7 protein-coding genes are annotated in these 12095 nt (G+C 68.5%); 1 reads left to right on the top strand and 6 read right to left on the bottom strand.

All coding sequences use genetic code 11. From position 1 onward, the window contains the following. Window positions 1-2: 2 nt before the first annotated feature. Complete coding sequence (rpsL, locus tag KBZ10_RS17215) at window positions 3-374, bottom strand: 30S ribosomal protein S12 (protein ID WP_003948652.1); 372 nt, start codon at window positions 372-374, stop codon at window positions 3-5. A gap of 616 nt (window positions 375-990) precedes the next feature. Between rpsL and KBZ10_RS17210 the strand changes: the two genes are divergently transcribed. Beyond that, window positions 991-1809, top strand: a complete 819-nt coding sequence (locus KBZ10_RS17210) for a L,D-transpeptidase family protein (RefSeq protein WP_210988533.1) — start codon at window positions 991-993, stop codon at window positions 1807-1809. A 36-nt stretch (window positions 1810-1845) separates the two neighbouring features. Here KBZ10_RS17210 and KBZ10_RS17205 read toward each other — a convergent pair whose 3' ends face one another. The 5 genes from KBZ10_RS17205 to rplJ form a co-directional block, all read right to left on the bottom strand. Continuing rightward, window positions 1846-2319, bottom strand: coding sequence for a DUF1707 and DUF4190 domain-containing protein (locus tag KBZ10_RS17205; protein ID WP_210988573.1), 474 nt, complete (start codon window positions 2317-2319; stop codon window positions 1846-1848). A gap of 243 nt (window positions 2320-2562) precedes the next feature. Next, window positions 2563-6468, bottom strand: coding sequence for a DNA-directed RNA polymerase subunit beta' (locus KBZ10_RS17200; RefSeq protein WP_210988532.1), 3906 nt, complete (start codon window positions 6466-6468; stop codon window positions 2563-2565). 140 nt (window positions 6469-6608) lie between these two features. Further along, complete coding sequence (gene rpoB / locus KBZ10_RS17195; protein ID WP_210988531.1) at window positions 6609-10091, bottom strand: DNA-directed RNA polymerase subunit beta; 3483 nt, start codon at window positions 10089-10091, stop codon at window positions 6609-6611. Window positions 10092-10704: 613 nt separating this feature from the next. Continuing rightward, complete coding sequence (rplL, locus tag KBZ10_RS17190) at window positions 10705-11094, bottom strand: 50S ribosomal protein L7/L12 (RefSeq protein WP_210988530.1); 390 nt, start codon at window positions 11092-11094, stop codon at window positions 10705-10707. Window positions 11095-11193: 99 nt separating this feature from the next. Continuing rightward, window positions 11194-11754: a 50S ribosomal protein L10 gene (rplJ, locus tag KBZ10_RS17185; RefSeq protein ID WP_019707811.1), complete on the bottom strand. Its 561-nt coding sequence runs from the start codon at window positions 11752-11754 to the stop codon at window positions 11194-11196. Between the last annotated feature and the right edge of the window lie 341 nt (window positions 11755-12095).

The raw sequence follows: 12095 nt of genomic DNA, 5'->3' as shown, positions 1-12095 counted from the left end.
GCTTACTTCTCCTTCTTGGCGCCGTAGCGGCTGCGGGCCTGCTTGCGGTTCTTGACACCCTGGGTGTCGAGAGAGCCGCGGATGATCTTGTAGCGAACACCCGGCAGGTCCTTCACACGGCCACCACGCACGAGCACGATGGAGTGCTCCTGCAGGTTGTGTCCCTCACCCGGGATGTAAGCGGTGACCTCGATGCCGCTGGTGAGACGCACACGTGCGACCTTACGCAGGGCCGAGTTCGGCTTCTTCGGGGTGGTGGTGAACACACGCGTGCAGACGCCGCGCCGCTGAGGGGAACCCTCGAGCGCGGGCGTCTTGTTCTTCTCGACCTTGTCCTGCCGGCCCTTGCGGACCAGCTGCTGGATCGTAGGCACCGTTTCTCCGGTTTCTGTGTGCCAGTCTCGTTAAAGCTAACCTGGGATTTTGTACGGATTCCCGACCACTTCCCCGACCCACGCGGTCGGGTGTGTCGAAGCTGCGGACTTCCTGCGGGGCAGTCAGGACACAGATGTCGGTGTCGCGGACCGTAACGGCCTCCGGCCCCCGGACGGGAGGCGTTTCCCCCGCCGAAGACGGGACGAAATGCGCGCACGGGAGCCCAGGGACACCCCAGGCACAAGGTCAGAGCGTACCTACCGCATGGGCTCCGGTCAAAACAAGTCCGCGCGGGCAGTGGAGCGACGGACAGGGGAGTGAATCCGGCCCCGGGCCTTCGTCTCCCCGGTCTCCGCCGGTTCCCGCGCCGCCCCGGGAACCGATGCCCGCGGGGCTCCGCGGCCGGGCCCCCGCCGCGTTCCCCGGACCGCCGGCACCGTCTCCGCGCCGTGCGGGGCCGGGCACTCCGGGGGAGGCTGGGCCGGAACGCGGAAGCCGCCCGGCGCGCCCGCCCGCCGGCACCGCGGCCGGAGCCGCGTCCCACCCCTCCCCCTCCCGACCCGTATCCGACAACCGGCCGGCGCGTCCGGCCGGGCAGCGCAGAGGAAGCAGCCCATGCCGTTCCCCCCACCTCTCTTCCGTCCCACCGGTGCCGTGCTCGCCGCGGCCGGCTCCCTCCTCGCCCTCGCCACGCTCGGCGGAGCGGCGGTTCCGGCCTCGGCGCAGGCCCCGCACACCCGCCCCCGGGCCGCTGCCCCGGGGAACGGCGGCGGACCCGCCGTACCGGAGCTGCCGGCCGCGGAGCCCGGTGGCGCTCCGGCACGCGCCCTGCCGGCCTCCGTGGTGAGAGGGCGCAGCACCCAGCTGATCACGGTGAGCGCCCTGGGCACGTACGCCACCGTCACCGCCTGGGACAAGGAGGACGGCACCTGGAGACCGGCTTTCTCCACCGGCAGGGGCCGTGTCGGCGGGAACGGCGTGGTCGACGGCGCCGCGCGGAAACAGGACACCTCGACCACCCCGTCCGGGACCTACACCCTGACCGAGGGCTTCGGTCTCGAACCCAGCCGGACCGCCATGCCCTACACCCGCGTCGACGACCGGCACTGGTGGGTGGAGGACACCCGGTCGAAGTACTACAACCAGATGCGCACTCCGGAGGAGATGGACTACCCCCTCACGACGCAGGGCCCCCACGCCAGCGAGCACCTGGTGGACTACCCCGTCCAGTACGCCAAGGCGCTGGTCATCGACTTCAACCGGTGGCCGGCCGTACCCGGACGCGGGGCGGGAATCTTCCTGCACGTCAACGGCCCCGGGCCGACGGGCGGCTGCGTCTCGGTGCCGTACCGGACGATGGACCGGATCCTGCGCTGGATCACCCCGTCCGCGCATCCCGTGATCTCCATCGGCTGGCAGCCGGGGCCGCGGTGAGCCACCGCGCGGAGGCGCTGCGCCGTGCCCGTGCGGTCAAGCCGCGGCCGCCACCACCAGCAGCACGAAGAACAGACCGAACGCTATCGACAGCCAGCCGATGACGATCCCCGCTGTGGCGAAGCCCTCGCCGCCCTCTCCCGTCCTGCGGATCTCGGCCCGCGCCTTGTGGCCCAGGATCACGGCGGGGATGGCCGTCAGGCCCCAGGTCATCGGGGAGAGAATGCCGCAGACCAGGGCGCCGGTGGCGCTGCCGTTCGTCCGGGTGGGCATGGGCGGGGCGGGCAGGAACGTGTGCGGGACCGCGAACTGCGCCGGGTGCGCGGGGAAGCTCTGGGGCACCGGCCCCTGGGGCAGGTCGGCGACGATGGCCTGCAACTGGCCGTGCGTCTGCGCCTGGTAGGCCCGGCCGATGCGCTGCTCGTACTCCCCCTGGGAGAGCCGGCCCTCGGCGAAACCGGCCTTGAGCACGTCCACCGCGCGCTCCCGGTCCGCGTCCGAGGCGCGCATCACCGACATCTGCGGAAGGTGCACGGGCTGAGTGGGCTGCATGTGCTGCGGGGGCTTGCCCCCCTGCCACGGTTCGAATGTCACCGCAGAACCTCCCCGTCTCGCGTCTCCCCCTCATCATCCCCGACGCAGGGCGGGACCGGGGAGTTCCGGTGGAGGGCCTTCGCTCCCCCGGGCTCCCGGAAACGCCGCAGGGCGGCCACTCCGCGGGGAGTGGCCGCCCTGGAAGACGCAGGCCCGGGCCTACTGGTTGTACGGACCGTAGTCGTAGTCCTCCAGCGGGACCGCCTGGCCGGAGCCGGTGCCGAAGGGCGAGTAGTCGATGTCGTCGTAGCCGACGGCCGAGTACATCGCGGCCTTCGCCTCCTCGGTGGGCTCCACCCGGATGTTGCGGTAGCGGGACAGGCCCGTACCGGCCGGGATGAGCTTACCGATGATGACGTTCTCCTTGAGGCCGATCAGGGAGTCCGACTTGGCGTTGATCGCCGCGTCGGTGAGGACCCTGGTCGTCTCCTGGAAGGACGCCGCCGACAGCCAGGACTCGGTGGCGAGCGAGGCCTTGGTGATACCCATCAGCTGCGGACGGCCGGAGGCCGGGTGGCCGCCCTCCTGCACCACACGGCGGTTCTCGCCCTCGAAGCGCGTGCGCTCCACCAGCTCGCCCGGCAGCAGCTCCGCGTCGCCGGACTCGATGATCGTCACGCGGCGCAGCATCTGCCGGATGATGATCTCGATGTGCTTGTCGTGGATCGACACACCCTGCGAGTTGTAGACCTTCTGCACCTCGCCGACCAGGTGGACCTGGACGGCACGCTGCCCGAGGATGCGCAGCACGTCGTGCGGGTTGGTGGCACCCACGGTCAGCGGCTGGCCGACCTCGACGTGGTCGCCCTCGCCCACCAGCAGACGGGCCCGCTTGGAGATGGCGTAGGCCGTCTCGTCGGAGCCGTCGTCCGGGGTGACGACGATCTTCTTCGTCTTCTCGGTCTCCTCGATGCGGACCCGGCCGGCCGCCTCGCTGATCGGGGCCACACCCTTGGGGGTACGGGCCTCGAAGAGCTCGACGACACGGGGCAGACCCTGCGTGATGTCGTCACCGGCCACACCACCGGTGTGGAAGGTACGCATCGTCAGCTGGGTGCCGGGCTCACCGATCGACTGGGCCGCGATGATGCCGACGGCCTCGCCGATGTCCACCAGCTTGCCGGTGGCCAGGGAGCGGCCGTAGCAGTAGGCGCAGGTGCCGACCGCCGACTCACAGGTGAGGACGGAGCGGGTCTTGACCGTCTCCACGCCGTGCGCGACGAGCTGGTCGATGAGCACATCGCCCAGGTCGACGTTGGCCGGCGCGATGACCTTGCCGTCCACGACGACGTCCTCGGCGAGCATCCGCGCGTACACGCTGGACTCGACGTCGTCCGCCTTGCGCAGCGTGCCGTCGGTGCCCTTGACCGCGATCCGCAGCTTGAGACCGCGCTCGGTGCCGCAGTCCTCCTCACGGATGATGACGTCCTGCGAGACGTCCACCAGACGACGGGTGAGGTAACCGGAGTCGGCGGTACGCAGGGCGGTGTCCGCGAGACCCTTACGGGCACCGTGCGTGGAGATGAAGTACTCCAGCACGGAGAGACCCTCGCGGAAGGACGCCTTGATCGGCCGCGGGATGGTCTCGTTCTTCGCGTTGGACACCAGACCGCGCATACCGGCGATCTGACGCATCTGCATCATGTTTCCGCGAGCACCCGAGTCGACCATCATGAAGATGGGGTTGGTCTTCGGGAAGTTCACGTTCATGGCCTCGGCGACCTCGTTCGTCGCCTTGGTCCAGATCGCGATGAGCTCCTGGGTGCGCTCGTCCTTGGTGATCAGACCGCGCTCGTACTGCTTCTGGACCTTCTCGTCCTGCGCCTCGTAGCCCCGGATGATCTCCTTCTTGGCCTCGGGGACCACGATGTCGGAGATCGAGACGGTGACACCGGAGCGGGTGGCCCAGTGGTAGCCGGCCGCCTTCAGGTTGTCGAGGGTCGCCGCGACCGTCACCTTGGGGTAGCGCTCCGCGAGGTCGTTGACGATCTCGGAGACCTGCTTCTTGCCCACGACGTGGTCGACGAACGGGTAGTCCTCGGGCAGCAGCTCGTTGAAGAGCGCCCGGCCCAGGGTGGTGCGGAGCCGGAAGCCGTCACCGATCTGCCAGTCCTCACCGCCCTCGGTGGCCTGGTCGGCCGGCGGGGTCCAGCCGCGCGGCGGGACCGTGCCGGCCTTGAAACGGATGTCGATCTTCGCCTGGAGCGAGAGCTCCCCGGCGTCGAACGCCATGATCGCCTCGGCGGTGGACGCGAACGACCGTCCCTCGCCCTTGACCTCGCGCTCCTCGGGCTCGGTGGTGAGGAAGAACAGACCCAGCACCATGTCCTGGGTCGGCATCGTCACCGGACGGCCGTCGGCGGGCTTGAGGATGTTGTTCGAGGACAGCATCAGGATGCGGGCCTCGGCCTGCGCCTCCGCGGAGAGCGGCAGGTGCACGGCCATCTGGTCACCGTCGAAGTCCGCGTTGAACGCGGTGCAGACGAGCGGGTGGATCTGGATGGCCTTGCCCTCGACCAGCTGCGGCTCGAAGGCCTGGATACCGAGGCGGTGCAGCGTCGGCGCACGGTTCAGCAGCACCGGGTGCTCGGCGATGACCTCTTCGAGCACGTCGTACACGACCGTGCGGCCGCGCTCGACCATGCGCTTCGCCGACTTGATGTTCTGCGCGTGGTTGAGGTCCACCAGGCGCTTCATCACGAACGGCTTGAAGAGCTCCAGCGCCATGGCCTTCGGCAGACCGCACTGGTGCAGCTTGAGCTGCGGGCCGACGACGATCACGGAACGGGCCGAGTAGTCGACGCGCTTGCCGAGCAGGTTCTGGCGGAACCGGCCCTGCTTGCCCTTGAGCATGTCGGACAGCGACTTCAGCGGACGGTTGCCGGGGCCCGTGACGGGGCGGCCGCGGCGGCCGTTGTCGAAGAGCGCGTCGACGGCCTCCTGCAGCATCCGCTTCTCGTTGTTGACGATGATCTCGGGCGCGCCGAGGTCGAGAAGCCGCTTGAGGCGGTTGTTCCGGTTGATCACCCGGCGGTACAGGTCGTTCAGGTCGGAGGTCGCGAAGCGGCCACCGTCCAGCTGCACCATCGGACGCAGGTCCGGCGGGATCACCGGGACGCAGTCCAGCACCATGCCCTTGGGGCTGTTGCGGGTCTGCAGGAAGGCGGAGACGACCTTGAGGCGCTTGAGCGCCCGGGTCTTCTTCTGGCCCTTGCCGGTCCGGATGATCTCGCGGAGGCGCTCGGCCTCCTCGTCGAGGTCGAAGGTCTCCAGGCGCTTCTGCAGCGCGGCGGCGCCCATCGAGCCGTCGAAGTAGGTGCCGAAGCGGTCGCGCAGCTCGCGGTAGAGCAGCTCGTCGCCCTCCAGGTCCTGGACCTTGAGGTTCTTGAAGCGGTTCCACACCTCGTCGAGACGGTCGATCTCGCGCTGGGCGCGGTCCCGGAGCTGCTTCATCTCGCGCTCGGCGCCCTCGCGCACCTTGCGGCGGACGTCCGCCTTGGCGCCCTCGGCCTCCAGCTCGGCCAGGTCGGTCTCGAGCTTCTTGGCACGCGCCTCGAGGTCGGCGTCGCGGCGCTGCTCGACCTGCTGGCGCTCGACGGAGACATGGGCCTCCAGCGAGGGCAGATCGCGGGTGCGGCGCTCCTCGTCCACGTACGTGATCATGTACGCGGCGAAGTAGATGACCTTCTCCAGGTCCTTCGGGGCGAGGTCGAGCAGGTAGCCCAGCCGCGACGGAACGCCCTTGAAGTACCAGATGTGGGTGACGGGAGCGGCCAGCTCGATGTGGCCCATCCGCTCACGGCGCACCTTGGCGCGCGTGACCTCGACGCCGCAGCGCTCGCAGATGATGCCCTTGAAGCGGACGCGCTTGTACTTTCCGCAGTAGCACTCCCAGTCCCGGGTCGGACCGAAGATCTTCTCGCAGAAGAGTCCGTCCTTTTCGGGCTTGAGGGTGCGGTAGTTGATGGTCTCCGGCTTCTTGACCTCGCCGTGCGACCACTGACGGATGTCGTCGGCGGTGGCCAGGCCGATCCGCAGCTCGTCGAAGAAGTTGACGTCGAGCACTTTGTCGTCAATCCCTCTTTCGGGGTTTGTCGCCGCTGCCGAGGGGGGCGCCTGCCGGCTGCGGCTGTGTCTTCATCATGGTCTGGACGGTCCGGGCCGGCCGGGCCCGCCACCTGGGGCGGCGGGTCCCGGCCCGGCCGTCAGACCTCTTCGACGCTGCTCGGCTCGCGCCGGGACAGGTCGATGCCGAGCTCCTCCGCGGCGCGGAAGACGTCCTCGTCGGTGTCACGCATCTCGATGGACATGCCGTCCGAGGACAGCACCTCCACGTTGAGGCAGAGCGACTGCATTTCCTTGATGAGCACCTTGAAGGACTCGGGAATGCCGGGCTCGGGGATGTTCTCGCCCTTGACGATGGCCTCGTAGACCTTCACGCGGCCGGTGACGTCGTCGGACTTGATGGTCAGCAGCTCCTGGAGAGCGTAAGCGGCGCCGTACGCCTCCAGCGCCCACACCTCCATCTCACCGAAGCGCTGGCCACCGAACTGGGCCTTACCACCCAGCGGCTGCTGGGTGATCATCGAGTACGGACCGGTCGACCGGGCGTGCAGCTTGTCGTCGACCAGGTGGTGGAGCTTGAGGATGTACATGTACCCGATCGAGATCGGGTCCGGGAACGGCTCGCCGGAGCGTCCGTCGAACAGCCGCGCCTTGCCGGAGCCCTGCACCATGCGGTCGCCGTCGCGGTTGGGGATCGTGGCCTCGAAGAGGCCGGCGATCTCGTCCTCGCGGGCGCCGTCGAACACCGGGGTGGCGACGTTGGTGCGCGGCGCCACCTCGTCGGCGCCGATGGCCTTGAGGCGCTGCATCCACTCCTCGTCGCCCTCGACCTTCCAGCCCTGGCTGGCGAGCCAGCCGAGGTGGATCTCCAGCACCTGTCCCGGGTTCATCCGGGACGGGACGCCGAGCGGGTTGAGGATGATGTCGACGGGGGTGCCGTCCTCCAGGAACGGCATGTCCTCGACCGGCAGGATCTTGGAGATGACGCCCTTGTTGCCGTGACGGCCGGCGAGCTTGTCACCGTCGGTGATCTTGCGCTTCTGGGCGACGTAGACGCGGACGAGCTGGTTGACGCCGGGCGGCAGCTCGTCGCCCTCCTCGCGGTCGAAGACGCGGACGCCGATGACCTTGCCGGTCTCGCCGTGCGGCACCTTCAGCGAGGTGTCACGGACCTCGCGCGCCTTCTCACCGAAGATCGCGCGGAGCAGCCGCTCCTCCGGGGTCAGCTCGGTCTCGCCCTTGGGCGTGACCTTGCCGACCAGGATGTCGCCCGCGACGACCTCGGCACCGATACGGATGATGCCGCGCTCGTCGAGGTCGGCGAGGACTTCCTCGGAGACGTTCGGGATGTCCCGGGTGATCTCCTCGGGGCCCAGCTTGGTGTCACGGGCATCGACCTCGTGCTCCTCGATGTGGATCGAGGAGAGGACGTCGTCCTGCACCAGACGCTGGCTGAGGATGATCGCGTCCTCGTAGTTGTAGCCCTCCCACGGCATGAACGCCACGAGGAGGTTCTTGCCGAGGGCCATCTCGCCCTGCTCGGTGGAGGGGCCGTCGGCGAGGACCTGTCCCTCGACCACCCGGGCGCCCTCGTCCACGACGACCTTCTGGTTGAAGGAGGTGCCCTGGTTGGAGCGGGAGAACTTGGCCACCCGGTAGGTGGTGTAGGTGCCGTCGTCGTTGGCGACGGTGATGTAGTCCGCGGAGACCTCCTGGACCACACCGTCCTTCTCCGCCTTGATGACGTCACCGGCGTCAACCGCGCAGCGGTACTCCATGCCGGTGCCGACCAGCGGCGCCTCGGCCTTCAGCAGCGGCACGGCCTGGCGCATCATGTTCGAGCCCATGAGCGCGCGGTTGGCGTCGTCGTGCTCCAGGAACGGGATCATGGCGGTCGCGACCGACACCATCTGGCGCGGCGAGACGTCCATGTAGTCGACCTCGGTCCCGGGGACGTAGTCGACCTCACCGCCGCGGCGGCGGACCAGGACCCGGCCCTCGGCGAAGTGGAAGTCGTCCGTCAGCGGGGCGTTGGCCTGCGCGATGACGAAGCGGTCCTCCTCGTCGGCCGTGAGGTAGTCCACGTGGTCGGTGACGACACCGTCGGTGACCCGGCGGTACGGGGTCTCGACGAAGCCGAACGCGTTGACCCGGCCGTACGAGGCCAGCGAGCCGATCAGACCGATGTTCGGACCCTCGGGCGTCTCGATCGGGCACATGCGGCCGTAGTGCGAGGGGTGGACGTCACGGACCTCGAAGCCGGCCCGCTCACGGCTCAGACCGCCCGGGCCCAGCGCCGACAGGCGGCGCTTGTGGGTCAGCCCCGAGATGGGGTTGGTCTGGTCCATGAACTGGGACAGCTGGCTGGTGCCGAAGAACTCCTTGATGGAGGCGACGACCGGCCGGATGTTGATCAGGGTCTGCGGCGTGATCGCCTCGACGTCCTGGGTGGTCATCCGCTCGCGGACAACGCGCTCCATCCGGGCCAGGCCGGTGCGGACCTGGTTCTGGATGAGCTCGCCGACGTTGCGCAGGCGGCGGTTGCCGAAGTGGTCGATGTCGTCGGTCTCGACGACGATCTCCTGGCCCTCGGCGCTGACCGACTCGGTCTCGCCCGCGTGCAGCTTCACCAGGTACTTGATGGTGGCGATGATGTCGGCGGTGGTGAGCACGCCGGCGTCCAGCGGCTCCTCCCCGCCGAGCTTCTTGTTCACCTTGTAGCGGCCGACCTTGGCGAGGTCGTAGCGCTTCGGGTTGAAGTAGAGGTTCTCCAGCAGGGTCTGCGCGGCCTCGCGCGTGGGGGGCTCACCCGGACGCAGCTTGCGGTAGATGTCGAGCAGCGCGTCGTCCTGACCCTGGGTGTGGTCCTTCTCCAGGGTGGCGCGCATGGACTCGTACTCGCCGAACTCCTCCAGGATCTGCTCGGTGGTCCAGCCGAGCGCCTTGAGCAGGACGGTGACGGACTGCTTCCGCTTGCGGTCGATACGGACACCGACCATGTCGCGCTTGTCGATCTCCATCTCCAGCCAGGCACCCCGGGACGGGATGATCTTGGCGGAGAAGATGTCCTTGTCGGAGGTCTTGTCGATCGAGCTGTCGAAGTAGACACCCGGCGAGCGGACCAGCTGCGAGACGACGACACGCTCGGTGCCGTTGATGCAGAAGGTGCCCTTGTCGGTCATGAGCGGGAAGTCGCCCATGAAGACCGTCTGGGACTTGATCTCGCCGGTCTCGTTGTTCGTGAACTCGGCGGTGACGAAGAGCGGCGCGGCGTACGTGAAGTCGCGTTCCTTGCACTCCTCGAGGGAGTTCTTCGGCGGCTCGAAGCGGTGGTCGCGGAAGGTCAGCGACATCGACCCGGAGAAGTCCTCGATCGGGGAGATCTCTTCGAAGATCTCCTCCAGACCGGACTTCGTGGGGACGTCCTGCCCACTCTCCAGGGCCGACTCGACCCGGGCCTTCCAAGCGGCGTTGCCGAGCAGCCAGTCGAAGCTCTCGGTTTGCAGCGCAAGGAGGTTGGGAACCTCAAGAGGCTCCTGGATCTTTGCAAAGGAGATGCGCAGCGGGGCGGTGCTGGCGCCGTTGTTCGTATTGGCGGTCGAGGCGTTGCGCGAGGCGGCCAAGAGGGGGTCCTTCCGAGGGCTCGGACTCACTACGCGCGTACCGGCCCCGTTCCGTGCGCGGAGAAGACGTCCCAGGTCAGATCCCTGGTCCGGGGAGTCTTCAGCAGCTTTCGAGAACGGGTCATGCCCCTGGTGACGGGCAGAGGGCAGCTAACAGGCAGCGCAAAGGGTCAGTGTAGCCACAAGGCACACTGATGTCCAGAGCAGATTTCCGGAGACCGGCGCAGTACCACTCTCTCCCTCCGGGAAGTGACGGCCGCCCCCTCGGAAAAGGGGCCGCACTTCGTTGTTCCTCACGCTGTCCAACGCCTGCGGCAAGGTTTCCCACTTCGTACGCGATCCATGCATCGAACCCGGGATCGATGTCGCGGCGCGTGGAGAGAATCGCGTGCCGCGGTGCCGTACGTCAAGGCCCCCGCCTCGCGAAGATCGTTCCGGAGGCACCGCCGGAGCAGCGGTGATCACCATACCTGCCGGGCCCGGCAGGGCAAGGACGCCCGCCACACCGGCCCCGGAGAACGCCCGAGGGCGGCCACCCGTGCGGGTGGCCGCCCTCGGATGCGGCACCGGAGCGGACGGCCTCACGGAGGCGCCCGGCTTCAGGCCGCAGGGGTCACTTGACCTCGACGGAGGCGCCGGCGCCCTTGAGGGACTCGGCGGCCTTGTCGGCCTGCTCCTTGTTGACCTTCTCGAGGACCGGCTTCGGGGTGCCGTCGACGAGGTCCTTGGCCTCCTTGAGACCCAGGGAGGTCAGCTCACGCACGACCTTGATGACCTGGATCTTCTTGTCGCCGGCGCCGGTGAGGATGACGTCGAACTCGTCCTTCTCCTCGGGGGCCTCGGCGGCGGCACCACCGGCGGCACCGCCGGCAGCGGCGACGGCGACCGGGGCGGCGGCCTCGACGTCGAACTTCTCCTCGAAGGCCTTCACGAACTCGGAGAGCTCGATGAGGGTCATCTCGCTGAACTGCTCGAGCAGGTCTTCCTGGGACAGCTTCGCCATGATGGCGTCCTTCCACTCATTCGGCAGGTGCCGGATCTACATTTCGGCGGGCGTGCGCCTGGCGGCGTTACTTCACGGGCCCGCTGCGACCGCGTCCGCTTATTCGGCGGACTCGGCCTCGGCGGGAGCCGGCGTACCGGCACCGCCCTGCTCGACCTTGCTGCGCAGCGCGTCCGCGGTGCGGACGAACTTCGAGAGCGGGGCCTGGAAGGTCGCCGCGGCCTTGGCCATGGACGCCTTCATGCCACCGGCCAGCTTGGCGAGCAGCACCTCGCGGGACTCGAGGTCCGCAAGCTTCTTGAACTCGTCGGCGGACAGCGCCTTGCCGTCAAGGACACCGCCCTTGATGACGAGACTGGGGTTGTCCTTGGCGAAGTCACGGAGACCCTTCGCCGCCGCGACCGGGTCACCGGTCACGAAGGCCACGGCCGACGAACCCGCGAACAGGTCGTCGATCGTCGTGATCCCGGCTTCGTTAGCCGCGATCTTGGTCAGCGTGTTCTTCACCACACGGTACTGAGCGTTCTCACCGAGCGAACGGCGCAGCTCCTTGAGCTGAGCCACGGTGAGACCGGTGTACGCGGTCACAACGGCCGCGTTGGAGTTCTGGAACTTGTCCTTCATCTCCTCGACGGCATCGACCTTGTCGGGCCTCGCCATGAGCCTCGGCCTCCTTCCGGGTGATGATCCTCGACTGACCTCACGATCAGCCGCACACGTCGCCGGACCGCCCGCATCGGGCACGCGAAGAAGGGGGCTCAACAAGAACGAAACGCCCCGGTGCAGGCGCACGGGGCGTGGCTCGACCACGGAAGCCCCAAGGGCTCCGGGGGAGTCTCTCCTCATTCACCTGCACGGGCCGTCCGCGGAAGCGGATCCTTCGGCCACCGCGCACTCGGGAGCGCACGGCAACGACCAGCGGTCTTTGGCTACCGCAGCAGCGTACGCGGACGGCCCGTGTGCAGGCAAATCGGAACGGCGCCGGCCCGGGCGGCCGGGCC

The sequence above is a fragment of the Streptomyces sp. F63 genome (assembly GCF_018070345.1).
In the GTDB taxonomy this organism is placed as follows: domain Bacteria; phylum Actinomycetota; class Actinomycetes; order Streptomycetales; family Streptomycetaceae; genus Streptomyces.
Note: the sequence above shows the minus strand (reverse complement) of the source record. Positions and strands in the feature narration are given on the sequence as shown.

Coding starts and splice junctions, on each gene's coding strand:
- rplJ (WP_019707811.1), bottom strand. CDS start 11,754: ATGGCGAGGCCCGACAAGGTCGATGCCGTCGAGGAGATGAAGGACAAG.
- KBZ10_RS17210 (WP_210988533.1), top strand. CDS start 991: ATGCCGTTCCCCCCACCTCTCTTCCGTCCCACCGGTGCCGTGCTCGCC.
- KBZ10_RS17205 (WP_210988573.1), bottom strand. CDS start 2,319: ATGCGCGCCTCGGACGCGGACCGGGAGCGCGCGGTGGACGTGCTCAAG.
- rplL (WP_210988530.1), bottom strand. CDS start 11,094: ATGGCGAAGCTGTCCCAGGAAGACCTGCTCGAGCAGTTCAGCGAGATG.